A 26,226-nucleotide genomic window follows, 5' to 3' on the forward strand; every position below is an offset into this window, starting at 1 on the left:
TATACAAAAAGATTGAAGTAGGGAGGATTATTTTGAACTTACTAAGTATCGATGATTTGTCAGAATCTCAAATAACCGAGATTTTTCATTTAACAGATCAGCTTATAAAAAACAAAGGGATAAAACCTTTAAAAGGAAAAACTTTTGTGTTATTTTTTCCTGCATCGAGTATTAGAACGAGAATTACCTTTGAGAAAGGGATAAAAGATTTTGGGGGAGAGTGTATTTTATTTCCTCCAGAAAGTCTTGATAAACGAGAGGCATTAGAAGATGTTATTAATTATATCGAAAATTGGGTGGACGGTGTCATTGTAAGACATACTGATTTCTCTAAAATCTACGAATTATCAACCTATTCATCTATACCCATAATAAATGCTATGACGACTCAAAATCATCCTTGTGAAATATTAGCTGACTTCTATTCTATAAGTGAGTTAAAGGAAAATCCCAAAGATTTAGTATATACATTCGTTGGACCTGCAAGTAATATCTCAAAATCATGGGTGAGTATTGCAAAAGTAATGAACCTAAAATTCAAACATGTTTGTAAATCTGGATACGAAATATGTAAGGATTCCCCTAATTATAAATTTTTTACAGAGCTAGACAATGTATTAGTAACAAGTGATGTAATATTGACGGATTCATTACCAGAAGATTTAAGGACAGATGATTATATAAATAACTATCAAATTACTTTAGAGAGAATGAAAGATGCTAAACCACATGCAATTTTAAACCCTTGTCCTCCATTTTTTAGGAATGAAGAGGTTAGTGAGGACGCTATTGCATCAGATTATTTTGTTGGATATCAATTTAAAAAGAACTTGATTTATGTGCAACAAGCAATCATTTTATATTGTATGGGAGTAACAAGTTTAAAATTATAAACAAATTAGAAAGTATAATACTAAAGGAAATGGCGTCTCATTCATACATGAGTCGCCATTTTATAAATTATTTGTCTAATCGTTGGATAAAAGTATCTAATTGAACCAATGTTACATTATCATTTACCCCAAAAGTACCATCCCCCTTACCTACTGTAATTTTATTAGAAGAAAGTATAGCTACATAATTAGAGGCCCAATGTGTACTGAGAACATCTGCGAATTCCTGTGCATTTCCTTGTTGTTTTAGTTTAAAAGCTTCCACTAAAACTTTTGATAATTGACCACGTGTAATAGAGGAGCTTGGATTAAATTTTCCATTTTCATCACCAGTAAAGACGCCAATTTTCTTTAATGCTCCAGCAGCACCTGCATATTTAGATGATGGTTTAACATCAGGGAAACTTGAATTTGTATCACTTGTATCTAAATGTAATATTTCAGCTAATCGAAGAGCAACCTCTCCGCGTGACGCATAAATACTAAAGTCTATTTCTGCGTTTTTTACTTCACCATTGTCATTTTCAGAGAAGCTTGCAATACGTTTTGCCCCTATGTAACGAGATCCCCAGTAGTATGGGTCATTAATTTTATCTATTTTAACCCCAGAACTTGTAGTTGCAGAGATAAAATTGCTATCACCTATGTATATTCCAACATGTGAAACACCGTCTCCTGATGTATTAAAAAATACAAGATCACCCGTCTGTAAATTGTCTTTTGATATAGAAGAACCTTGTTGATACTGAGCTTTTGATGTACGTTCTAATGAAATTCCTAACTTAGAAAAAACCAATTGTGTATATGCTGAGCAATCTACACCTGTCTTAATATCTGTACCTCCATATTTATAGGGAGTGCCAATATATGCTTTTGCTGTATTCGATAAATCTGTTATTGTCGCTGCTTTTGCGTCATTTATACCCATTCCTGTAAAGAGTGCAAAGGAAGCAAAAATTGGTAGTAACCATTTTTTCTTCAATTAAATTTACTCCTTTCAAATAGCTTTTGCTTTTGACTAGAGTAAGAATAACATGAAAAATATAAGTATGATTTTTCATTAATATTACTGATTATTCCTTCATAGTGAATTTGAAACCTTAATTTTATCTGTGTAAAATATCTGCAATAATCATGGGTAAATTTACTAAAAATATATGAAATAAATAGATATACAGGGAAATATGGTTTATTTTTTATATTTCCTCCAACTTTAGATGAATAAGTTTCATATGTTTATAGGTCAACATATTTTACAATTATTTATGAAAAATCATGGGGGAGAGCCTCTTAGAAAGAGATGTAGAAGAAATTAAAAAGAGGATGAAGCCGAATTTTGGATACACCAAGAAAAAGAACATACTGTTTTTATCAAAGAACTTGGACGCCCACTGAAAAGGAACCAAAACTGCATTCATCTCACCAGCTGTAAAGGGGGGAGTCTTCTGTATCTGCTGCTGCTACGCTTACGCGCATAAAACATCTGCCGCTGCCGCTACGCTTACGTGCATAAAACATCTGCCACTATGCTTTCGATACAAACAACTTTTGCTGAATGAAGATAAACCGATGCGATAAAGTAATCCTTTTTTTAAAAAAGGCTGTTGCTATTAAGATGTAAAATAAGAATAGAGGTTTAATCTATGAATAGTGTAGATTAAACCTCTATTTTAATTCTCATGCAGATATTGCGAGAGAGTATGATATTACACCATCTGCAATGGATCATTGGATTAAAAACCAGCACAAGAAGCCAAGTTACAAGTGGCTATTTATGTCATCTTCAAACAAAGCCGTAATAATTACAAGACACGTAAAATAAAAAAGAACTGGTAAAGCAGAATAAGGTAGTTTCAAGACGACGAATTAGTTGAATCATTAACCATCTAGGTCTTGTCTCGCCATTTTTCATTATTGAATACCCCTTAACTTAATATGAAATTACTTTTTGTATCTGATCATTAATATTTATCATACTTAATCCCCCATGGTAACAAACCACAGATTCAATGTCGAGGTCTAGGTATTTCTTCAAAGAGAGTTGAGCCTCTTTTAAATCCAGTACGGTTGGGACATGAATTCCCTCAATTATTCCGTTGACACTGTACATCGAATCCCCGGCAATCAGTGTTTTACTTTGTTTCAAATAGAGACTAATATGGCCTGGAGTATGCCCCGGAGTATGAATGACACGAATTCCGCCACAATACGGCAGTTCTTGACCGTCAATCAAGGTATCATTCACTTTTCCCTTTGGTGGATTCTCTATGTGCCCATCTTTCAAAAGAGGTAAGTCTCCTTGAATATAGGGCTTATCTAGTTCGTGAGCATAAACTTTAATATGCCTTCCACACTCCTGTAATATCTCAGGAAGGCTACCTATATGATCTATATCCTGATGCGTCAAAATGATAACCTTTAGTTTGTCAAACGACACTCCTACCTTTTCCATTGCTGCGCGTAAATCTTCAAATTGACTAGGAAACCCAGTGTCTATTAATACAGCCATTTCTTGATCCCATAAAAGAGTGGGATGAATAATATTTCCGTGAAAATCAAGCTGAAGCATCTCTACTCCCTTAGAAATTTCCATAATTTTAGTCTCCTTTAAAATTAAATTTTATTGATATAATTAGTTATATAAGAAAGTCGAAAGAATAAAGCTTATTTAGTACGTAATATAATAAATTACGTAGTACACTAATTACTCATTAACACACTAACCACAAATTAATTGAATAGCATAAACATGCTATTAACATTGACTTGCTTCATAAAAGTTACTGCTGTCCTTTGACAATCTGGTCCAATTCCGAGATTTTATGCTATCCTATTTAATATTAAACTCACATAATTTACCAGAACAAAATCTAGCAGATTAATTTTTAATATCCTGAAGAACAGTCTTCTTCCCCCAAAACAGCTTCTGTAATGTTTCGAAATTGACTAAAACCGTTCCTACAATAATCGTCAAAGTTCCTATGCTTGTTACCCAAGAAATATATTCATGATAGAAGGTAACACCTAGTATAACGGCAATTAATGGTGAGATATACAGCCATGTAGAAGGAAAAATAGGATTTGTCCGTGAAACAAGCCAATAATAAATGCTATGCCCAATCATTGAACCAATAATAGTTAAATAAAGTAGAGAGCCAATTGAAGCTGGGCTTAAAAGATACTCAAGCTGAATGCTCTCGGTAAAAAGTGACAAAATGATTAATAAAATCCCACCATGCATCATTTGCGCTGCATTTAAAGCAATCGGTGATGTCGTTTCAAATTTTCGGATGACATACTTGGTATAAATCGTTCCAGATGCGTAAAAAACTTCACCCAATATAATCGCGAAACAACCAACCATCCAGAAGGGACTAATCTCAATTGAAAAACTAGGTAAGATCAAGAGCGTGACACCAATGACTCCGACGACACAACCAATAAATGATTTCCGATTTCCTTTTTGCTTCAAGATGAATGTCTGAATAACGATAATCATCATTGGACCTGTAGCAGATAAGACAGCTGCGACCCCTGATGTCACATATTGTTCTGCCCAGTATAATGTGGCAAACGTCCCAAAGGTTAAACCTATTCCTGTAAAAAACATCTCTTTCCGAAATAGTAACCCTATTGTCGTTTTTTCTCTCCAAACCATAAAACTAAATAGCAGCAAACCAGCAATGAAAAAACGAAGTCCAGCTGATAAAAATGGGGGCACGCCTGCATCAACACCAATTTTAATCGCTAAAAATGTCGTTCCAAAAATCAAACACATAAAGAAATAATTAATAATAACCATATAAAACTCCTCCTCTTTTTCTATCATAAAAGACAGACAGTAGAACAGATTGAAAAAGATAGAACAGATTAGATGGATCATGGTACAATCGTTTTGAATAGGAGGAATTGATGTGAGCAAAGCGATTCAAAATGGGGACTATCTTTTTAAGAAAGTATACGATTATGTACTTCACAGAATAGAATGTAAAGAATGGAAAGAACATGAAAAAATTCCCTCCGTTCGGCAATTAGCATCTGAAATGAATGTTCATCGATTAACTGTCTTAAAGGCTTATCAATTACTGAAACAGCATGACAAAGTTTATGTAAAAGATAAAGCAGGCTATTTTGTCCAATCAAATGTGACGAAAAACCTTGAATATCTAGATCTGGACAATCCAATTATTTCTGCATACGTACAGAATAATCATTTATCTGAAATCCATCAATTACCTGTTTCCTATCATTTTTCTCAGGCGTTAATTGATCCAAATCTTTTGCCTAATCATTATTTTTCAGATTACGTGAAGAAAGTGTTTGATCTTTATCCAAAAGTACTTGCAACCTACTCAACTGTGCAAGGTGATTTAGAGCTACGTGAAACACTCACTCAATATTTTATCAATCAGTATAAAACTCATCTGGGTGCAGACGATCTGTTAATCACTTCTGGCTCACAGCAAGCGATTCACTTAATCGCTCAAACCTTTATTAAGCCAAGAGATGTCGTTTTATTCGAACGTCCAAGCTATAGTGCTGCGATTGATATTTTTAAAGCACAGGGAGCACAGATTGTAACGATTGATATCCATCCAGACGGGTACGATTTAGAGCAGGTTGAATACTATATTAAACAATACAAGCCACGCCTATTTTATCTCAATCCCACATTCCATAACCCGACTGGTTATACTGTTTCAGTCGAGCAGCGCAAAAAATTAGTAGAATTAGCTGAACAGTATCGATGTCTATTAATTGAGGACGATGCCTATCACGACATCTATTTTGATCATGCCCCGCCACCACCAATTTACACATATGATACTACTGGGACAGTCATTTATATCCGGAGCTTTTGCAAATATATCTCACCTGGTTTGAGAATTGCGGCTGTTATTTGTCAATCATCATCATTAATGAATTCACTACTAGCAGTAAAATCGTTAGCTGATAATGGTTCACCGCTTCTCAATCAAAAAATTTTTCTCCATTACTTTTCATCACTAAGATTGCAGCAGCACTTGGAGAAAATTCGGATTGCCCTACAGATCCGAAAGGAAATCATGGAGAAAGAGCTAGCAGTAACAGATTGGAAATGGATCAGTCCGAAAGGTGGTCTTAATTTATGGGTGCAGCTCCCAGATACACTTCCAACTGAATTATTATTAACCAAAAGTATCGAGCAATCTATATCCTTTGTGCCAGGTCAAGTTTGTGATCCATTAAAACAACTATCATCCTGGATGCGTTTAAGCTATTCTTATGTAAATGAAAAACAACTAAGGGAAGGGGTAAAAAGGTTAGTTGCAGTGGCACAATCTCTTTATAAGTGAGGGGAGGCAAAGACAAATCCCAATATTTTTTCTGAATGATACTTTTAGATAACTTATTTACTGTCAGAAACAAAACTTATAGCTTGAGAGGAGGGGATAAATCATACCTTAAACCTTTTCTGAGATGGGTTTGAATAGCTGTCAATGATATATTTAACCTGATTTGCTAACTTACAGGAAGTCTGGTACATTAAGTAGCTAATTGGTATTATCATTAAAATTAATTTCCTATTGCAATTTTGATTTCCGGCTCATAATATAAGTATATAGTTATATACATATTTAACAAACAATACTATGTGGTGTTTTTTTAAATCGTATATAAGTAAATGATTATATAAATGGAGGAAGAACATGGACAATATACTCATTGAAAAACAATTAAAAGCAGCAGCTGACTTAAATCGCATTAAATTACTTGCATGTATGAAACATGGGGAGGTATGTGTATGTGATTTTGTAGATGTTCTAGGCATTTCACAACCCGCAGTTAGTCAGCATCTACGAAAATTAAAGGAGGCAGGCATTATTACTGAGCGAAAAGTAGGGACTTGGAAGCATTATCGTCTAGTGGAAGATCAAACCCCACTGATGAAGGGGATTTTAGACCAAATTCAGCCTTTAAATGGGTGTAATTGTGTTTCTGATTGTTGCCATGAAGGAGAGAAATAAATGAATAATGAACCCTTAACTAAACAGCTATCTTTTCTAGATCGTTACCTCACGCTTTGGATATTCCTTTCAATGGGAATAGGGGTTTTATTAAGTGTCATCATGCCCGATATTGGTGAAGCATTAGAGTCCATGTCTATTGGCACAACATCGATACCGATTGCTATAGGGTTAATTGTGATGATGTATCCACCATTGGCGAAAGTGAAATATGAGGAAATGTGGCGAGTGTTTAAGGATTGGAAGGTGCTTCTACTTTCACTTTTTCAAAACTGGTTACTTGGACCATTTTTGATGTTCTTTTTAGCGATCATCTTCTTACGTGATTATCCAGAGTATATGGCTGGGCTCATCATGATTGGATTAGCTCGCTGTATTGCAATGGTGATTGTATGGAATGATCTGGCTCGTGGAGACCGTGAATATGTAGCTGGTTTAGTTGCTTTTAACTCCATTTTTCAAATCGTGACGTATTCGATTTTTGCTTACTTTTTCTTAAATATATTACCTGGTTGGTTTGGTTTAGAGAAAATTAATGTATCCATCTCCATGTGGGAGATTACCAAGAGTGTACTTATTTACTTAGGCATACCATTTGCTGCTGGGTTCCTCACACGATGGATCAGTATGAAAACAAAAGGAAAACAGTGGTATGAGGAAAAGTTTTTACCAAAAATTTCACCACTTACTTTAATAGCACTTCTATTCACAATTGTGATGATGTTTGCATTAAAGGGTGAGCAATTAGTTGAACTACCACTCGATGTAATACGAATTGCTATTCCATTATTTATTTACTTTGTGGTGATGTTCGCTGTTTCATTCTTCTCTTCTCGTAAAGCAGGTGCATCTTATCCTGTTACAGCAGCCCTATCTTTTACAGCAGCTAGTAACAATTTTGAGTTAGCCATTGCAGTAGCTGTAGGTGTTTTTGGACTCCACAGTGGTGTGGCTTTTGCTGCTGTTATTGGACCTCTTGTTGAAGTACCAGTACTCATTGGACTTGTATGGGTTGCATTACGCTGGCAGAAAAAATATTTTAAAACCATTAAGGGAGGTTTTTAAATGAAAAGAGAAGATGATATTCGTGCAAATGTACGTGAAAGTTATACGAAGGTAGCATTGAAATTAGAAAGTACACAGGGATGCTGTACGCCAGCTCCTAGCTGCTGTAATCCAAAAGAGAATAAAAATGTTTCCATTGAAGAGATTTCGCAAAAAATGGGCTATACAAAAGAGGAACTAGCTTCTATCCCAAACGGGGCTAATATGGGGCTTAGCTGTGGCAATCCACAAGCTATCGCGGACTTGAAGCCTGGAGAAATTGTTGTTGATTTAGGGTCAGGTGGTGGCTTCGATTGCTTCTTGGCTGCCCAAAAGGTAGGGAAAGACGGTCGGGTAATTGGCATTGATATGACACCTGAAATGATTTTCAAGGCACGTCGTAATGCGGAAAAGCCTGGATATGAACAAGTAGAATTTCGTTTAGGTGAAATTGAGCATATGCCTGTTGCAGATCATACCGCTGATATTATCATTTCAAATTGTGTGATCAATCTATCGCCAAACAAACCTCAGGTATTTAAAGAGGCCTACCGTATTTTAAAAACAGACGGTCGTTTAGCAATTTCAGATGTAGTGTTAACGGTAGCCTTACCAGAGAGTTATTTATCAGATATGAATCTATATTCGGGCTGTGTCTCTGGTGCCATTTCGATTGAAGAGTACGAGGCACTATTAAAAGATGCAGGCTTTACAAATATCACAATCATACTAAAAGATGAGTCAAAAGAATTTATTCGTGAATGGGAACCTCATTATGATTTAGAAAATTATATTGTCTCAGCTATTATTCAGGCTGTTAAAAAAACAAATGAGTAACATAAATTGAAAATTTGAAAACAGAATTAACTAGAATCTTAATAAATTTTATAGTAGGCAAAGGGTCAAGAAGAGGAGTTTTTTAGTATTAAATCCATAATCCCTTATTCGTATTTTAAAAATGTGAAGCATTTCAGAACAAATTTATTGTGATTAATAATAGTAGGAATTGATTAAAATTATTATAAAAAGGAAAGTTTCTGTATTGATGAATTGATTTTTAGTTGTTCTCATGTACGTTCATCATAGAAATTTATTATTTTTAAAGAAAACACTGAATCTCCAAAATAAAATAATGTAATATTGAAGAGAGGTAACTGAAAAAACTAGAATTTTCTTTTGCTATCGGAATTTTATGAGGAAAAACAATAAGGGGGAAATTACATGACAAAGAGCAAGATGGAGTTGTCACTAGAACAACGAGAGGAACTACTAAGAACTTTGGAAGCCCGTTTTGAGAAAAACATGAATCGCCATAAAGGACTTGAATGGGCTAAAATACAAGCTAGGCTTGAAGCAAATACTGAAAAACTATGGTCACTCAATGAAATGGAAGTAACTGGTGGAGAACCAGATGTAGTTGGCCATGATAATAAGACGGACGAATACATTTTTTATGATTGTTCAGTGGAAAGTCCTAAAGGACGCAGAAGTGTTTGTTATGATCGTGAAGCATTGGAGTCAAGGAAAAAACACAAACCAGAAAATAATGCTATTGATATGGCAACTGCCATGGGCATAGAACTTTTAACAGAAGAACAATACCGGGAGTTGCAGAAACTTGAAAACTTCGATATGAAAACGTCTAGCTGGGTCCAAACACCTGAAAATATTAGAAATCTCGGTGGGGCCATATTTTGTGATTATCGTTACGACACTGTCTTTGTATACCATAATGGAGCAGATTCCTACTATGCGGCTAGGGGCTTCCGTGGCTCACTAAAGGTCTAAATTTAATATAGACAGATAAATGCAAAGTTTAAAATGGCTTATCTAAGCAAAGGATTATATTCCATTTTTCAACAATATAAGTGCTCCAAAAAATGAATCAAAAGAATTTATTCTTCAAGGGGGGATATGATGGTTCGAGGTTCTTGGAGAGCATTGTTATGGATAGGTTTATCAGAATTATGTGCTTTAAGCTTATGGTATAGTGCATCAGTGATTGCGCCTGAGTTAATTACAATTTGGAATCTGAGCTCAAATTCGGAAGCATGGCTTTCTGCATCTGTTCCTATTGGATTTGTAATAGGAGCATTATTTAGTTCATACTTTGGGATTGCTGATCGCTTTAATCCAAGAAAAGTTTTTGCAATATCAGCATTTCTAGGTGCAATATTGAATGCCCTACTCATTCTAGTCAATTCCAGCTTCTTTGGTATTCTATTAAGGATTTTAACTGGCATAACCCTTGCTGGTGTATACCCAATAGCTGTAAAGATTTTATCCCAATGGTTTCCCCAAAAACGTGGTTTGGCAATTGGAATTTTAATAGCAGCTTTAACATTAGGCTCATCATTACCCCACTTTGTTGTGATGTTCTTTTCTTCATTAAGTTGGAAATTCGTGATAGTTTGTAGTTCAGTTTTGGCTCTATTATCAGCTATTATCATCACTACTATTTTAGACGATGCTCCAGTAATATCACAAAAAGTGCCTTTCTCGTTTCAATTAATAAAAAAGGTAGTAGTGAATAAACCAGTAATGCTTGCAAACTACGGCTATTTCGGCCATATGTGGGAATTATACGCGATGTGGACATGGCTTCCCGCTTTTTTGACAGCTAGTTTTTTAACCTATTCTTCAGAAACTCCGCATTGGTTCATTGCATTATCGTCATTTATTTCAATAGGAATTGCAGGAGGGATAGGGTGTGTGGTAGGTGGACTGATCTCAGATAAAATCGGAAGAGCCAATTTAACGATTATTTCTATGATAATCAGTGCTAGCTGTTCTATAGTAATAGGCTTTACATTTGGACAATCTATTTGGTTCACACTAATCATTTCTATGATTTGGGGGATGTCTGTCATATCCGATTCCGCCCAATTTTCTGCAGCAGTTTCAGAAATAGCAGAAGTTGAATATGTAGGTACAGCACTAACTTTTCAAATGTGCATTGGTTTCCTAATTACTATATTTTCTATCAATCTCATCCCTATTATTCAGAAGCTCCTTGGTTGGGAGTGGGGTTTTTCAATTTTAGCAATTGGACCTATTCTAGGAATTTTCTCGATGGTCAAATACAAACGTTACGAACTCAATAATGAGAGAGTATAATTGTAGCTTTTAATGCATAAAACAAAAATCTAGTTATTTGATGTGAAATGCCAATGCTCAAAAAATCGATTTACAAATGCACTAAAAAGCCTAGCTAATGAAGAAATCCAAGATACGATTGATTTGAAGCAATGTTAGAAACAGCAGCTTAATTATGTGTTATTTATAAAATATTATAAAGTTTGATCAAAATCATCTTACCTCTATTGATTTCTTAGTGGTGAGGTGATTTTCAAATTGTAGAGAAACGTACTAAACTAAAAATGAAGTTTAATTTAACAAAAGGAAACTTTTTATGTTAAATATAGTCAATTGTAGAAAAGAGAGAAGAGGGGGAGTAATTGTGATAAAAAGATATTTGAGTATTATTTCATTGTTATTGTTTACTTTGTTCATTATATTTGCTTTTATTACACCAATCGTAGTGAATGGAACCTCGGAAATTGGGGACATTGTGGTCATTTCATTAATTGTAGCATCATTTCTAACTGCATTTTTTAGCCAAAAGGGTAAATTACGAATTTTTGCTTTAATTGTTTCCTCGATTCCAATGCTTTTTCTATTAGGCTTAATTTTGCTTCCAATATTATATCTATTTGAGCAATAACCAGGTGCGTTTTGCAAGAAGATTGCAAAATGAAATTCTCACTAGCCAAAAATGATGAAGCTTGTCAGAGGATACTTGGAGAATATAAAAATCAAATTACCATTCAGCCTGGCTTTGGTCCAAGAACTACAGCTAGAAAAGCTATAGGAGAAATCAATTTAAGTAGAAAGGTAGCCATTGAATTTTAATCACTGTGCAGGATGGCTACACCGTTGAAGCGAATGCAGGGTTAACCTAAGTTAGGGTAAGATGAGTGAATTGGGAAAAACCGACAAAAAAGATTGCCGGTTGGGGGTGGTAGTAAAATTATTTTGTATTGTTTTCGTTTGCAAATCGACCAGAAGCAAATTTTTTGTTAGCCTCTGCTTGTTGGATTTGTTGTCTAATTTGATTAACATCAGTCTCGGTCCCGAATTCTTCATTCATGGAGTTTAGTGAACCAGAAGCAAATTTTTTGTTAGCTTCCGCTTGTTGAATTTGTTGTCTAATTTGATTAACATCAGTCTCATTTCCAAATTCTTCGTTCATTGCATTTGGTGTTGCATTGGGAATATTTGAGTTTAAATTTTGATTGTTGTTAGCCATTGAAAATCACCTCCTGAAATTAGTTTGTCCAGAAGGTGCTTTTAGTATGTAAATTTTTATATACCAAATCTTTTTCACATGATACAGCTTAGATGTAAATTGGATACAACTGGTACTAGGAATCCTTCTGGTGGTGTAGGAGTCTCATTTAGTCCTCCGCCATTGCTACTTGGAGTTTGTTCTTTTTTAGATTTCACCGTTACATGTTCGATCTAATCTAAAGTTAAATTGAGCATGATAGCCTATTTCAACGAACTTCCTACACTCAGGATATTTATTGATATCGTAGTTTGGTACAGGGAATAGTTTGCTCCAATCTACGTCTTAGGTTTCTAATGCTTTACCTAATGTATGATTACAGCTCATTTTATAAATGCTTGTTCTTTGAAGTACACCAGTTAACTCAAGAACTAAATTATCTAATAAATCTACGATGAGGTTTCCATGTGCATACACCCTCAAGCCATTCCAACGATTTCCTGCAGCATCAACAAGTAAAGACGATTGTACTCCTACAATACAATGATGTGGATTTGATGTCTAACAGCATCATCTAAAGGTGCTTTGCTCATACAATTATAGCCAGATTCAGAGTATTCCATAGAATCATTTAGAATTGGTTAATTTTGTTTGTACTTATTCTACGTACCCCATTTCCTCTAAGAAAACGCCTCGAAGTAAGTCATGATACATGCAAATAATCCAACAGCTACATCTAATCGTCATATGTTTCCTGAAGTTTATATTTTTTATGACGGCTTCCTAAATAATTTTAAAATTTTTGAACGAAACGGAGCAACGTTGAGTCTAATTAAGGAAGGAGGCGAAATGGATGGAATTTGAAATCGTACAGCGTGCTATTCGTGGGGATCATCAAGCGATACTTTCTCTTATTGAAATGGATGAAGAAATTTTATATCGCATGGCTTTTACATACTTGAAAAATGAGCAAGACGCTTTAGACGTGATGCAGGAGCTGGTTTACAAGGCACTGAAAAAAATGCATACCGTTCAACAGCACGAATATGCCAGAACATGGCTCGTGCGCGTCTTAATCAATTGTTGTAAAGACCATTTACGAAAACGCCAACCAACCGTTTCAATTGAGGAACATCATCTAGTTGATTGGGTCATCTACTCTGATATAGAGAAGTTATTGGAACATTTATCCTTGTCAGAGCAGCAACTCGTCTATATGAAATATTTTCAGCAACTAAGAAACAAAGAAATTGCAGAGCTAAATCAAATTCCTGAGGGTACTGTAAAGTCTAAGCTTCATCACATACTAAAGAAGCTTAGAAACTTCGCTGGAGAAAAGGAGGACTGGCTATGAGTAAACTACCTATTGATGTTCCAAAGGAGAAACTTCAACAAATTCGGATGGATATGTTTCGTAAAGTTCAACGAGAAAAAAGAACAAAGAAGCGCATTTTTTCGGTTGCAATAGTTTCTTTGTTTTGCCTAAGCTTTTTATTTTCAATTCGCGTTTCTCCTACCATTGCTAGCCAAGTCGCAAAAATACCTGGCTTTGAAGTACTTGTATCAGCGGTTGCAAGAGATAAAGGGATACAAGATATTGTCGACAATGCATACTATGAAGAAATCAATGTGACGAAGTCTAAAAAGGGTCTATCGCTTACATTGCAAGGCGTGATAGCAGATCGTACTGGATTAGTACTTTTCTATGACGCCGATGCCTCATATGATAGTCCGAAATTAAACCTAGAGGAAATTCAGTTGTTCCAAGGGGACGAAATTATTGGTAATGGTTCATTTCAAAGCATAAGAAATCAAACGCACATCTCTTCTTCAGTAGAATTTGATTTTTTAGAGTCTTTCGCGTATATTTCAAAAGATTTTAAAGCAGTTTTTCATTTTAATGATAAAGATAAGGGGAACATTGAAATTACGGTACCGTTTACACTACAAAATGAAATCGCAAAGGAGAAAATTTTCACTCTAAATCGTACTGTAAATGTTGATGGTCAGAAATTTACGATTACACAAATTCGTCGTTCCCCATTAGAAATGGCTCTCGATATTGAAGTAGACAAAGCGAATACGATGGAAATATTATCGTTTGATGATATTGCGGTCGAGATGCAAGATGGAGAGCGAAGAGAAAGCAGTAGACATCGACCAATATCCAAAAATATTCGTGACGGCAAATTTACGCTATATTTGGAGAGCAATTATTTCTATAATCCTGATGCACTCAAAATTATAATTGGAGCTGTTCATGCCGTTCCAAAGGGTAAGGATTTTATCGAAGTTGATTTTGGCACAAAAGAAGTACTTACGAAGCCCGATTATTTCGATATGGACATTTCCGTAACGCAACAAGATGTATCAGTTGCTATTAATAAACAGGCTGAAAGTAGATTTGTATTGCTAACTGATGCTGTAAAAGAAGATGGTACGGAGTTAGACGTTAAAGGTATCACTGTTTCACAAGATGAACAGTACAATATTGAAACGACGCAATTTGAGGATTATGATGGCAAAGCAAAAATATATATCAACTATTTCTTCAATCCTATTGGAAAGAATATAGAACTGAAGATTCCACTACAATAAAGTAAAGATGTTCAAAAAGGAGAGCCTTTTTGAACATCTTTTTTAATAGTATAGATTAGTTATGATTGGGGGAGTTTATCTGACTATCCCTTTAAGTGCGACAGTCTGCAGGCGCAGTGTCGTCACAGGCTACAGCAAACTAATGAACATTATTATTAGGATGAATAATCCAAAAGATATTGTTCAGAAAGGACAAAAAATTATGGCTAATAAATGTGAGGTTTAAAATAAAGGTTTTAACAAGTATTAAGAATGGTATGTCCATATTACTTAATATGTGAGCTAATAATAATAAGTGTTATTCCCGTAAATAGGCAAATGATTCTCGTCACAGGAATTTTATCAGCTAGTCCAAATAATGCAATTGCTGTCGTTACGATTAAAACTGTTGGGCCAACCAATGCAAGCATTGTATTAATATAGAATGCTTTTTCTAAATTATTCAACTTTAGCATCAACAATCCAGCACTTACTTCAATACTTCCAGACAATACACGTAAAATAACCATAGCAAGAACCGATTTTTCAATAATTGTCATCATCCTATCTTTATAGATAATTTTCGCATATATTATAAATCCATCTTAGGATAATAATAGACTTCTGTTATAATGAAATACTAAAATCAATATATGTATGATTCGTATCAAATATTCTTGTTATATTATGCTTTATAGTATTAATTTAATAAGTGATTTTCTAGATAAAAGTTCAAAGAATTTATTAATAGAATCCGTTTTATATATCCATTCTCTGTTTTTAAAAGGAAATAGTATAAGTGCATATAATAAAATCCTAAAGATTTATGGGAAAGATAGTACTTTTAAAAGATGCAGGCTTTCAAATATCTCAATTGAACCAAAAATGATACCAAAGAATTTAACCGTGAATAAGAACCTTATTATGATTTAGAAAATTATATTGTCTCAGCTATTATTCAAGCTGTTAAATAAAGGTTTAATTAACTGAAGTTGAACAAAATCACAAGCAATCATAAATTTCAACATCATTGTGGAAGGCTTTTATTATGCACTGTGAGAGCGATCGAGATGGGCAACGGTACGTGTAACTGAATATCGATACGCCTCATAGCGTTATTTCTAAAATTTTCTGGCTTATTTAATATAACCATAAAATCAAACTTCAGACTTCAGTAAATGTTTCTTTCTGGAAATCCTTTTCTATATTAAAAGAACCTTTTTTTACTCATTAGAATAATCTCAAAAATCTGGAGTGTTATTTTTTTTCGAAGATATTTCAGCATTAAAAATCATACATAAAGTTTTAATTCCCTGTTGTAATTGTTGTTCACTCATAAATGAAAAACTTAATCGTAAATGACATTTTTCTTGTTCTACTGGAAAACAAACAGAACCTGGTAAAAATGATACAAGATTTTTTTTTGCTTCTATCAGAAGTTGATTTGTATCTATCCAAATCGGAAGTGTAATCCATAAGTTTAATCCCCCATTAGGTATCATCCACGTAATCCCTTCAGGAGAGTATTTTGATAGTAATTCGAGTGACAAATCCCGTCTTACTTTTAATGCTGTTCTTAATTTTTTCATATGATCTATCATTTTCTTTGAAGTAATAAAGGGTAATAATGATTTCTGTGTTAATAAAGGACTACCCAAATCTGCATTAGATTTAGCAGCCAATAGACGATTGAAAATCGAACCTGATGCTGAGAGAATTCCAATTCTGCAACTTGGAGCTAGCGTTTTACTTAACCCTTTTAAATAAATTACATGACCATCATTATCCATACTTTTAATAGGGGCAGGTGGCTTTTTATCAAAATAAATCTCACTCCATGGATCATCTTCTACAACAATACATTGAATACTTTTTGCGATCTCTAAAATTTGTCTACGGCGCTTTTGTGACATAACTACACCAGTGGGGTTATGGAAGGTAGGTATTGTATAAATAATCTTTGGTTTGTATTTATCACACAAATTTTGAAGTATATTTAAATTCATACCTTCTCTATCTACTGGAACAGTAAGTATGGTAGCACCTCTTCCTCTAAAAACGTCTATCGCTCCTGGATACGTAGGACTTTCCATTATCACCACATCATTTGGACCAATAAATGTACGAGCGATAAGATCTATTCCTTGTTGGGATCCATTTGTAACTAAAAGGTTTTCAGGTGTAGTAGGTACATCAAACTGTTTTAAATAGTTAGACATTGCTTCTCTTAGTTCATACTCACCTTGAATTTCACTATATCGAGATAATATCCTTGGGTTTTCAGAAAGCATTTTATGAATTTCTTTTTCTAAATATTGATTAGGGAGAAGCCCTGGGTCAATCATTGATGAAGAGAGTTGAATTTCGCCTTGAATGTGATGAAAGCGAGAAAACTGAGCTCTTGGTAGATAATCTTGTATAGATAACTGCCAATTAAACGGTGGTTCATCTGTTTTTGAATTTCTTATATCTGTTTCGCCAATATTCACAAATGTTCCTTTTCCTTGAATAGAAATAATATAATTTTCTTTTTCGAGTTCTTTATATGCTTTGACCACAGTAACAAAACTAACTTCTAATTTTTTAGATAATTCCCGGACAGAAGGTAACTGGCTTCCTTCTGGTAATAGGCCTGATCGTATATGGTCAACTATTGATTGGAAAATTTGTTTAGAAAGAGAAGTCTCTGATTTTCGTTGAATTTCAATATGCATGTCTATCCTCCATAAAGTGTTATAGAAGTGTATTGAGTGTTATACCTAGTTTAGTTATAAAATAAGGTGATTCAAATGAACACATTATAACATCAAGGAGGATGCTTTGCTATGTATAGAGTGGGTGGGTGAGTTTATATTGAAATAGAATTAAGTACTGTTTAAATAGTTCTGAATAAAGGTAAACAGGAGGTTTTTTTAATGAAATATTATGTAGTGGATGCTTTTGCGGAAAAAATATTTGAGGGTAATCCTGCTGGTGTTTGTATTATGGATGAATGGCTGCCTGAAAAAATGATGGAGAATATAGCTATTGAAAATAATCTTTCTGAAACAGCATTTGCTGTAAAAGAAAAAGATAGAGACAGTTATCATTTAAGATGGTTTACACCTGGAGGAGAAATTGATCTTTGTGGACATGCAACTATAGCAACTGCTTATATTATCACAAATTTTTATGACAAAGAACTTAAAAAAATCAGATTTCAAACAAAGAGTGGAGAACTGATTGTTTCGAAAAAAAATGATCTTTATGAATTAGATTTCCCAAGTATAAAGCTTAACGAATATGACTTGACAAAACAGATGGTGGAAGCACTCGGTATAAAACCTGTAGAAACTTTTTTAGGTAGAGATTTAGTGTTTGTACTTGAAAAAGAAGAAGATGTACTTAACTTGTCTCCTGATTTTACTAAATTAGCGCAATTTCCAGAAGGACTTGCTGTTATTGTGACTGCAAAAGGTAATGAGGTTGATTTTGTTTCTAGAGCCTTTTGGCCAAAACTAAATGTAAATGAAGATCCAGTTTGTGGTTCAGCACATTGTAGTTTAATTCCATTATGGGCAAAACGGCTAGGAAAAAATGAAATGATCGCTAGACAGCTATCTAAACGTGGTGGAACACTATACTGTAAATACGACGATGTTAGAGTAAAGATTAGTGGTTCAGCTGTCTTATATTCAATTGCGGATCTACAATTATAAAAGGGAAAACACTTTAAAAAATAACAATTTTTAAGATTGTAAAAGATAAGAATGGTGATTTTAAACTATGAATACCAAAGACTTTGACCCCAAAAAATTTTTATCAAATCATATTCAAACAATTAAGCCATCAGGTATTAGACGCTTTTTCGATTTAGCTTATCAAATGAACAATGTTATATCTCTGGGAGTAGGTGAGCCTGATTATGTAACTCCATTAAATTTTCGTGAAGCAAGCATTTTATCACTAGAGAAAGGTTATACTGCTTATTCTCCTAATGCAGGGCTTATTCAACTTCGAAAAGAAATTTCTGATTATTTATACAATAAATTTAATGCCAAATATTCATCTGAAAATGAAATTTTAGTAACTGTAGGATCTTCTGAAGCACTTGATATTGCTATAAGAACTATCGTTAACCCTGGTGATGAAATAATAGTGATAGAACCTAGCTATGTATCGTACTCTCCAATAATTGAAATGGCGGGTGGAAAAGTAGTAACGATCCAAGCATTGGCTAATTTTGATTTTAAACTCCAACCCGAGCAATTAGAAAAAGTTATAACAGATAAAACAAAAGGAATAATCATTTGCTCACCTAATAATCCCACTGGAACTGTCTTAAATAGGAGAGACCTTGAAAAAATAGCTGAGGTAATAGCAAAACATAATTTACTGGTCCTTTCCGATGAAATTTATTCAGAAATTTCTTATGATGAATCCTTTACAAGCATGGTTTCCATCCCAGGTATGCAGGAAAGGACCATTTTAATGAATGGATTTTCAAAAGGTTTTGCTATGACAGGAGGGAGATTAGGATTTGCTTGTGGACCATCAGAAATTATTCAAGGAATGTTGAAAGTACATCAATATTCCATAATGTGCGCTCCTACAATGTCTCAATTTGCAGCAATAGAAGCTTTAAAAAATGGTCAGGAGCAAGTTAGAAAAATGGTGCAAAGTTATAACGACCGTAGACATTATATTGTTAATGAATTCAATGAAATGGGACTTTCATGCCATTTACCAGGAGGAGCTTTTTATGTATTCCCAGACATTTCATCTACAGGCTTATCAAGCGAAGAATTTGCTGAAAAATTACTAATAGATGAACAAGTTGCTGTGGTACCAGGTTCAGTATTCGGTAAAGGTGGTGAAGGGTATATAAGATGTAGTTATGTTACTCGTTTTGAACTGTTACAAGAAGCCATGCAACGAATTAAAAGATTCATAGATAAGGATATTTCATAAAATATTTATACAACAGAAAAGAAGTGAAAATATGAAATTGAAAATTCATTATGCGTGGATAATTGTACTAGTCATATTTATAAACCTATTAGCTGTTCAAGGTGTTCGTTTATCATTTGGTGCATTTATAGAGCCATGGGAAAATGACTTTCAATTGGACAGAGGAACAATTTCACTTATCTCAACAATTAGCTTTATTGTTTATGGGGTATCTCAACCATTTATTGGAACATTAGTTGATAAGTTTGGTCCACGTTTAATACTTTCATTAAGTACTATTCTAGTGGCAATTAGCTTTTTATTGATGGCTTTTGTTAATGATTTTTGGCAATTGTTGATTATTTACGGACTTTTTGTATCAGTTGGGGTTGGAGGAGCATCAAATGTAGCTGCAACTGTAATTGTTACAAACTGGTTTCATAAAAAACGGGGACTTGCTTTAGCGATAGTAGAAACTGGGTTTGGTGCAGGGCAAATGATACTTGTACCAGGGTCTCTTGCTTTAATACATTGGATTGGTTGGAAAGGAACTGTTAGTGTATTAGGCTTAATTTTGGCCATAGTAATCTTTCCTATAGTTTTGTTTTTAATACGAAATAATCCTGAAGATAAAGAGCTAGAACCTATAGGAGGCCATCGTAATAAAGAATTTACAAATAGTAAAAAGAAAAAAAGCAACACATTCTCTAATTGGGAAGTTTATCGAAAAAAACAATTTTGGTTCATTATTTTACCTTTTGCAATTTGTGGTTTTACTACTACAGGATTAATGGACACTCACTTAATCCCTATTGCACAGTTATGCGGTTTTTCAACAAGCATAACAGGAATTGCAGTCAGTGTTTTGGCCGCATTTAATATAATTGGAATATTAATATCAGGTGTTATAGCTGATCGATGGAGTAGTCGTAAGTTTCTAATTGTATTATATATAGTCCGGCCACTTTCTCTTCTAATACTTTTAGATAATAGTAATCCTTATCTATTCATAATATTTGCTATGATTTTTGGTTTAGTTGATTTTGCAACTGTAGCTCCTACTCAATTATTAGCAACCCAACATTTTAAAAACTATTCAATAGGTTTTATTATAGGCTGGCTATTTCTTAGTCATCAAATTGGATCTGCATTAGGGGCATATGTTCCAGGTCTAATGTATAATTTCCATGCCAATTATAATTCTTCTTTTTATCTATCGATAATTATTTTATTAATTGGTGCAACTTTCACCTTTTTACTTCCTGAGCAAAAGACTCTGGAGGAAAAAGGGCGGAGTACTATTCAATAATTTAAAAAGGAGTGATAATATGTTTGAAACTAATTTGAATGTTCGCTTTAATGACTGTGATTCTTTAGGACATGTTAACAATTCTGTTTATTTTACTTATTTTGAAGAAGCCAGAAAGGGACTATTTCAAATTTTCAATCATAATTTGAGTATAGAATCGTGGAACCTTATTGTTGCATCAACTAATTGTGATTTTCTTCAGGAAATTGGATATGCTCAAAAAATTAAAGTATATACATGGGTTAGCCGAATCGGTAAATCTAGCTTTGATGTAGAACATTCAATTGAAGATGAAAATAAAAATTGTATTGCTCGTGGAAAGGCTGTTTTAGTTAATTTTAATTTTGAGGAGAAGAAATCTATACCTATAAATAATGAGATTAGAGAGGAATTATTAAAACACACTAGTTTAAAATAACAAGACAGACATAAGCACAATTAACTAAGAGTGCTTATGTCTGTCTAATATGCTTATCGTAAAGAGATACTTCAAATTTTTTAGTTAGTGATTACAAAATCCGCAATGCCTAAGGGGGATTTTATAAAATCGATCATAACCTACATCTATACTTAAAATAAAACGTCTAAAAGTTCTTGTCTAAAGTATCGAAATCCTTAAATAGAATTTGGATTTTATCAATAATAGATGTTGCTACCCGCTGTATATTAGGCTATCACTTATGTCTAAATAAAGAATATTCTTCGGATGATGTTTTAATGTGTATTAGGAATGCTATAAAACCATGGAAACCAAAAGAACTTACTATACCCAACTTAAAATATTGTGAAAGTGCAGGTTTCCCCTCATATCTTATACATGAAGCTGCATATGGAATTTGGGATGAATTTTTCTATGACAATGCGAAAGCCAATCTAGCTAAAATTGTACAAGATCAATTAAATAATTTTATAGGTTGTTCAATTAATATGGGATCAGTTGCTACTCCGATTAGTCGACCTCACATTGAAAGGTTTTTTAGAACACTTGAACAAAATGGTTTTCAACGTATAGTGTCTACTACTGGAAATAATCCTCAAGATCCTAAAAAGTTAAAAAATAATGAAAAAATTGCAGTTAAATATAATATATCTGTAGAACATATTGAAGAACTGGTGGATGTACTGATTGCGGAATACAACACTACACCTCATTTTGGATTATCTAATATAACACCTTTAGAAGCCCTTAAACAGCGACTAGAACGTGGTATGAATATTAACACCTTATCTGAGTCTAGGTGAAAAGGAGTTTACTATCCCTTTGAAACCTTTTACAGCAATAATTGGAGAGAATAATATTGGGAAATCAAATCTTCTCAATTGCATTGGATTAATACTAGGCCATCCAAAACAGTTTTGGGGTTCAGTTCAACTTTGTTCAAAATGAGATTAATTTTTAGCAGTAAAATCAATTAAAATATAGCTTTTTTGATCAATTTTTTTATTAAACTAACAAAAATACTTGCAACACCCATTGTAGTACTGTATAGTACTAATTATGACAAGGGTAAAATTAATGAATCAAAAACGTGTGATTGAAGTAGCTGCAACATTATTTTTAGAAAAAGGGTTTGCTTATACAAGCATGGATGAATTAGTTCGTGTAAGCAAAGTTTCAAAGTCTAATGTGTATTATCACTTCTCTAATAAGGAAGAATTGTTGGAAGGGGTCGTTGATTATTGGATTGAAATGTATCAATCTGCAATTGATGGCTTACTATCTCAAAACCAATTATTAGTTGAAGATCGTATCCAACTGTTTTTAAAACAAATATCACAAGGAGTTCAGACGAGAGAATATAAGGGGAGCTGTCCATTTATTACGCTTTATATTCAAAGCCCTACAAATGCCACAAAAGTAAAAGAAAAAATAGGTCTTTTTTTTGCAGGATTACAAACGAAAGTTTCTCTATTCCTTAAACAAGGGATAGAGAATGGTGAATTTAGAAAGACAATTAATATTGACGAGGTTGCATCTCTTTTTATTACAAATCTTGAAGGAGCGCTATTTATTTCAGAAACACTGGAGGATGCAACTGTAATCTTGAAAACAGCAGATCATTTGTTTAACTTGCTTCGATAAAAGAAGCATTTTTTTTACATCAAATTAGTACTGCATAGTACTACAAGGAGGATTTTTATGAGAACAGTATTTTTAACTGGTGGAACAGGTTTTATTGGAAAGCAATTAGTGAAGGAATTAGCCAAAGAGCATGTTACAATTCTTCTATTAGTGAGATCGAAAAGTAAAGCAACACGCATTTATCAAGAAAGAGGTATCTTAAAAGAGACAGATATGCACTTTATTGAAGGTGATTTAACGAAAATAGACTTAGGTCTAAGTGCTGAAGATAAGGAGTTGGTATTGAAAACGGATGTGATTATTCACGCAGGAGGCCCCATGGATATTCAAGCGACTAGCAAAGAGGCAGCTTCTGTATTTTTGAATGGTGCCCAACATATTAGTGAATTCGCTAAAAATATTCACCAATTGAAGGGATTGCAACAATTTATTCATGTTGTAGGCTATATGAGTCCCTTTGATGATAAAAATAGCAAGATTGCGATAGATGTGTTTAAAGAAGGAAACAATTTTTTGAAAATAAAAAATCCCTATGAGAGAACAAAGTTTTTAGCAGATCTTTATATCCGTCAGCAGGCATCAACAGTAGGTTATCCGCTGTCTGTCATTAATCCGCCAACTGTGGTCGGTAGTAGTAAAACAGGGAGTACAGAGCAGATAGCAGGATTAGGTTTGCTTGTGACAAGTATGCGAAGAGGGCTCATGCCAGTGATTCCTGGAGGTAAGGGATATAGGTTGCCACTGATTTCAAACGATGAGTTTGCGAAGTTTATTGTGCAGGTTTTCAAATTGGAGCAGCCGGCTATTCAAACATATACACTTGTTGAAGACAAAGAGAACGATCCGAACATTGCTGAATTATTAAATGTTATGTCGGAAAGTATGAATATGAGGGCACCAAAAATCTCTGTTCCAATGCCGCTTATGAAAACAATAATGAAAAGTGGAGTAAGTAAAATAACAAACATTCCTTCTGATGGACTGAATTTTATGACAAAACGAACATTTTCAAATGTTTCGGTGAAAAACATGATGGGGGGAGATTGGTTTAAGAAGACGAGTGTCATGAACTTTTTCCCTGCCGTAGTAGCTGATCTGGATTATCGATTGATGTATCAAAATGGTGAGCATCATCATTTATTTGAGCGAACATTATGCGATAACAATACCCTTTACCAATTACAAGGAGAGGGGAAACCGTTTATTTTATTTCATGGTTTATTGAGTGATGGAGAGGATTTATTTCCTTTAGCGCAAGAGCTTCATGAAAAAACGGGTCAACCTGTATGGATCTTGGATCTTCCAGGTTTGGGACGTTCTCCTTTTAAACGAGAGAAAAATCTTTTAAATATCTATTTGAATGTAGTGAAAAAGTTATTGGAGAAAGCTACTAACGGTGCCCATCTAATTGGCCATTCATTTGGTGCGTATATTCTTTTGGAAGCATTAGTACAAAAGTACATAGATAAGAAGTATACAATTACTTTACTTCAGCCTCCTATTGCTAAAAAAAATGCTAAATCCATAAATGTTCCTCAATTTATGAACAAATGGACATTGAAATTGGCAACTACTAATCTGATAGAGCGATATTTATTAAGTAATGGTTTATTTGAAAGTATAGAGAGCATCCCTGAACATTATATTGAAAAAATAAGTAAAAGTTTTACTTCTCCTAGAATTTTAAATACTACCGTTCAGCTTAACAGTTTACTATCGAAAAACGTTCAAGGTGATTTCAATGAAGTAACAAAGTATAATCTTCACATTATTTGGGGGGATTCTGACAGAGGCTATTCTGCTCCTTCGCATCTGGGTAAGGTTGATTTTGTTCCATATGGTCATCATTTTCCTCTTAACCATCCGAGTGAAACGGCTAATTTGGTAATAAAAAATAGTAGTAGTAGCAGATGAGCGTATGGGATAAATAAAAAATGGGTAGTAAGATCGTTATGTCTTTGAAATAAAGTCGTACTGTTTGAAAAAAAAGATTGTCTACATGAACGCTGGATATATGTACTTAAAAATCTAACAGCTAATCAATTACAGCGTACATATCAGTATCCTGAGGTAGTAAAATGCGAATTGAACAAAGTATTGCTCTTTACGAATGGCATGTAATCACCTTGTGAAGAAATATACTTAAACTCCCATGAAAGAACGTAATAATCTTTCATTTACTGTGGTGTAGTGTTGATTGTACGCGACATGGATGGCTAAGGGGGAGAATAGTTCAACAAGGGTTTGGATTATTTTGGTATAATCTAATTAAATGGACTGAGGGGCTTGAATAACTTCTATTTGGCTGGGGTTGAAAGAGGGGATAGAAATATAACCATACAGACCTTAGAAAAGATTACTCAAGGCTTAGAAGAAACTCCAAGTAGTATTTTTAAATTTAATACTCTAAATTTTGATAATATGTACTTTGAAAAAAAAGAGTTGATTATGATTTTAAAAAATCTAGTTGAGGATAGAAATGAATCTGAAGTTCGGTTAATTTTAAATATAGCGAGTGAAGTTTTTGCTACGTATGAAAAAAAGTAATTTGATTATTTTTGATACATCATTTAACCATTAAGTAGAGTATAAGCCATCGAGAGAGTCATTCTCGATGGCTTTTGTTTAAAGTCCTAAATTTGTTTATATATGCAAAAATTTTTGAAAATTCCAATTAATATTCGAGATGGATAATATCTCTTGTCTGATTAAGTTGAAGTGCTGTAAATTTGAATCTACAGCACTTATTTAATTAGCATTTCTTTGAAGTTCAAGTGAGAGAACGCTTGAACAGCGCTTTGATAGACCTCAAGTGAAAGTAAAACATACACAAACGACGAAAAGAATATGAAATTGAAGGGAATTTTAGAAAGAGGCTGGGACATAACTAGCTTCAATTCGTGAGAAATCCGACTTTGAATTCATTCAAAGTCGGATTTCTCGATCTTTTATGTTTTTCCAGATAGCTTTTAGCTAATGGCTGTGAATTTTCTTATATTCACGGCCATTAATGCGAGGCCCATCTCGTTTTCCACCTTCGATTTTCCTCGTACAGAAAATCGAGTGAAACGCAAATTAGCCTTCAAGAATCCAAA

At 33.9% G+C, this 26,226-nt stretch carries 26 protein-coding genes and 1 pseudogene; 20 read left to right on the top strand and 7 right to left on the bottom strand.

Translation table 11 applies throughout. The annotated features are described in order from the left end of the window. Nucleotides 1-32 precede the first annotated feature (32 nt). Entirely contained in the window at nt 33-893 is an 861-nt protein-coding gene (locus AC1RNS_RS05940; protein WP_492991415.1) for an ornithine carbamoyltransferase, read from the top strand. A 67-nt stretch (nt 894-960) separates the two neighbouring features. On the opposite strand, the gene AC1RNS_RS05945 is transcribed toward AC1RNS_RS05940, so the two are convergent. From AC1RNS_RS05945 to AC1RNS_RS05955, 3 genes are all read right to left on the bottom strand, one after another. Beyond that, the gene (locus AC1RNS_RS05945; protein ID WP_492991416.1) at nt 961-1,875 is read right to left on the bottom strand and encodes a C40 family peptidase; all 915 of its coding nucleotides are present in this window, start codon (nt 1,873-1,875) and stop codon (nt 961-963) included. 948 nt (nt 1,876-2,823) lie between these two features. After that, on the bottom strand, nt 2,824-3,486 hold the full coding sequence (locus tag AC1RNS_RS05950) for an MBL fold metallo-hydrolase (RefSeq protein WP_492991417.1): 663 nt from the start codon (nt 3,484-3,486) through the stop codon (nt 2,824-2,826). Nucleotides 3,487-3,771: 285 nt separating this feature from the next. Further along, nucleotides 3,772-4,695: a DMT family transporter gene (locus AC1RNS_RS05955; RefSeq protein WP_492991418.1), complete on the bottom strand. Its 924-nt coding sequence runs from the start codon at nt 4,693-4,695 to the stop codon at nt 3,772-3,774. Nucleotides 4,696-4,807: 112 nt separating this feature from the next. Here AC1RNS_RS05955 and AC1RNS_RS05960 point away from each other — a divergent pair, with 112 nt between their 5' ends. From AC1RNS_RS05960 to AC1RNS_RS06000, 9 genes are all read left to right on the top strand, one after another. Next, nucleotides 4,808-6,229: an aminotransferase-like domain-containing protein gene (locus tag AC1RNS_RS05960; protein WP_492991419.1), complete on the top strand. Its 1,422-nt coding sequence runs from the start codon at nt 4,808-4,810 to the stop codon at nt 6,227-6,229. Nucleotides 6,230-6,583: 354 nt separating this feature from the next. After that, the gene (locus tag AC1RNS_RS05965) at nt 6,584-6,901 is read left to right on the top strand and encodes an ArsR/SmtB family transcription factor (protein ID WP_492991420.1); all 318 of its coding nucleotides are present in this window, start codon (nt 6,584-6,586) and stop codon (nt 6,899-6,901) included. Next, entirely contained in the window at nt 6,902-7,966 is a 1,065-nt protein-coding gene (gene arsB, locus AC1RNS_RS05970) for an ACR3 family arsenite efflux transporter (RefSeq protein ID WP_492991421.1), read from the top strand. Beyond that, nucleotides 7,967-8,782: an arsenite methyltransferase gene (locus tag AC1RNS_RS05975; protein ID WP_492991422.1), complete on the top strand. Its 816-nt coding sequence runs from the start codon at nt 7,967-7,969 to the stop codon at nt 8,780-8,782. Nucleotides 8,783-9,166: 384 nt separating this feature from the next. Continuing rightward, complete coding sequence (locus AC1RNS_RS05980; RefSeq protein ID WP_492991423.1) at nt 9,167-9,733, top strand: DUF4256 domain-containing protein; 567 nt, start codon at nt 9,167-9,169, stop codon at nt 9,731-9,733. 129 nt (nt 9,734-9,862) lie between these two features. After that, entirely contained in the window at nt 9,863-11,062 is a 1,200-nt protein-coding gene (locus AC1RNS_RS05985; protein WP_492991424.1) for an MFS transporter, read from the top strand. 42 nt (nt 11,063-11,104) lie between these two features. Further along, nucleotides 11,105-11,200 carry an Hsp33 family molecular chaperone HslO gene (locus AC1RNS_RS05990; protein WP_492991425.1) on the top strand — a complete coding sequence of 32 codons (96 nt, stop codon included), beginning with the start codon at nt 11,105-11,107 and terminating at the stop codon, nt 11,198-11,200. 205 nt (nt 11,201-11,405) lie between these two features. Further along, entirely contained in the window at nt 11,406-11,669 is a 264-nt protein-coding gene (locus AC1RNS_RS05995; protein ID WP_492991426.1) for a histidine kinase, read from the top strand. A 29-nt stretch (nt 11,670-11,698) separates the two neighbouring features. After that, a complete protein-coding gene (locus tag AC1RNS_RS06000) occupies nt 11,699-11,857 on the top strand; it encodes a hypothetical protein (RefSeq protein WP_492991427.1) in 159 nt (52 codons plus the stop codon). 118 nt (nt 11,858-11,975) lie between these two features. Here the strand turns inward: AC1RNS_RS06000 and AC1RNS_RS06005 are convergent, their stop codons facing one another. Together AC1RNS_RS06005 and AC1RNS_RS06010 are read right to left on the bottom strand one after the other, a co-directional pair. Then, nucleotides 11,976-12,254, bottom strand: coding sequence for a gamma-type small acid-soluble spore protein (locus AC1RNS_RS06005; RefSeq protein ID WP_492991428.1), 279 nt, complete (start codon nt 12,252-12,254; stop codon nt 11,976-11,978). 74 nt (nt 12,255-12,328) lie between these two features. Next, a pseudogene (locus tag AC1RNS_RS06010) lies at nt 12,329-12,944 on the bottom strand (manganese catalase family protein); the annotation flags it as partial. A gap of 142 nt (nt 12,945-13,086) precedes the next feature. Here AC1RNS_RS06010 and AC1RNS_RS06015 point away from each other — a divergent pair. Together AC1RNS_RS06015 and AC1RNS_RS06020 are read left to right on the top strand one after the other, a co-directional pair. Next, nucleotides 13,087-13,587 carry a sigma-70 family RNA polymerase sigma factor gene (locus AC1RNS_RS06015; RefSeq protein WP_492991429.1) on the top strand — a complete coding sequence of 167 codons (501 nt, stop codon included), beginning with the start codon at nt 13,087-13,089 and terminating at the stop codon, nt 13,585-13,587. Continuing rightward, on the top strand, nt 13,584-14,831 hold the full coding sequence (locus AC1RNS_RS06020; RefSeq protein WP_492991430.1) for a DUF4179 domain-containing protein: 1,248 nt from the start codon (nt 13,584-13,586) through the stop codon (nt 14,829-14,831). Before AC1RNS_RS06015 ends, AC1RNS_RS06020 begins: the two co-directional genes overlap by 4 nt. Before the next feature lie 266 nt (nt 14,832-15,097). Here AC1RNS_RS06020 and AC1RNS_RS06025 read toward each other — a convergent pair whose 3' ends face one another. Beyond that, a complete protein-coding gene (locus tag AC1RNS_RS06025; protein ID WP_009371666.1) occupies nt 15,098-15,373 on the bottom strand; it encodes a YqhV family protein in 276 nt (91 codons plus the stop codon). A 678-nt stretch (nt 15,374-16,051) separates the two neighbouring features. Then, the gene (pdxR, locus tag AC1RNS_RS06030) at nt 16,052-17,524 is read right to left on the bottom strand and encodes a MocR-like pyridoxine biosynthesis transcription factor PdxR (protein ID WP_492991431.1); all 1,473 of its coding nucleotides are present in this window, start codon (nt 17,522-17,524) and stop codon (nt 16,052-16,054) included. 201 nt (nt 17,525-17,725) lie between these two features. On the opposite strand from pdxR, the gene AC1RNS_RS06035 reads away from it, so the two are divergent. The 8 genes from AC1RNS_RS06035 (at nt 17,726) to AC1RNS_RS06070 (ending at nt 25,678) form a co-directional block, all read left to right on the top strand. Next, nucleotides 17,726-18,508, top strand: a complete 783-nt coding sequence (locus tag AC1RNS_RS06035) for a PhzF family phenazine biosynthesis protein (protein ID WP_492991432.1) — start codon at nt 17,726-17,728, stop codon at nt 18,506-18,508. Nucleotides 18,509-18,575: 67 nt separating this feature from the next. Next, nucleotides 18,576-19,760 (top strand): aminotransferase, encoded by a 1,185-nt coding sequence (locus AC1RNS_RS06040; RefSeq protein ID WP_492991433.1) that lies wholly within the window; start codon nt 18,576-18,578, stop codon nt 19,758-19,760. A gap of 31 nt (nt 19,761-19,791) precedes the next feature. Further along, complete coding sequence (locus tag AC1RNS_RS06045) at nt 19,792-21,048, top strand: MFS transporter (RefSeq protein WP_492991434.1); 1,257 nt, start codon at nt 19,792-19,794, stop codon at nt 21,046-21,048. Beyond that, nucleotides 20,978-21,466: an acyl-CoA thioesterase gene (locus AC1RNS_RS06050; RefSeq protein WP_492991443.1), complete on the top strand. Its 489-nt coding sequence runs from the start codon at nt 20,978-20,980 to the stop codon at nt 21,464-21,466. Before AC1RNS_RS06045 ends, AC1RNS_RS06050 begins: the two co-directional genes overlap by 71 nt. Nucleotides 21,467-21,642: 176 nt before the next feature. Beyond that, entirely contained in the window at nt 21,643-22,290 is a 648-nt protein-coding gene (locus AC1RNS_RS06055) for a TnsB C-terminal domain-containing protein (RefSeq protein ID WP_492991435.1), read from the top strand. Nucleotides 22,291-22,564: 274 nt separating this feature from the next. Beyond that, nucleotides 22,565-23,131: a TetR/AcrR family transcriptional regulator gene (locus tag AC1RNS_RS06060; RefSeq protein ID WP_492991436.1), complete on the top strand. Its 567-nt coding sequence runs from the start codon at nt 22,565-22,567 to the stop codon at nt 23,129-23,131. Nucleotides 23,132-23,188: 57 nt separating this feature from the next. Next, entirely contained in the window at nt 23,189-25,045 is a 1,857-nt protein-coding gene (locus AC1RNS_RS06065; protein ID WP_492991437.1) for an alpha/beta fold hydrolase, read from the top strand. Nucleotides 25,046-25,417: 372 nt separating this feature from the next. Beyond that, nucleotides 25,418-25,678, top strand: a complete 261-nt coding sequence (locus tag AC1RNS_RS06070; RefSeq protein WP_492991438.1) for a hypothetical protein — start codon at nt 25,418-25,420, stop codon at nt 25,676-25,678. Nucleotides 25,679-26,226 lie beyond the last annotated feature (548 nt).

The sequence above is a fragment of the Lysinibacillus sp. GW821-FHT14F06 genome (genome assembly GCF_058803665.1).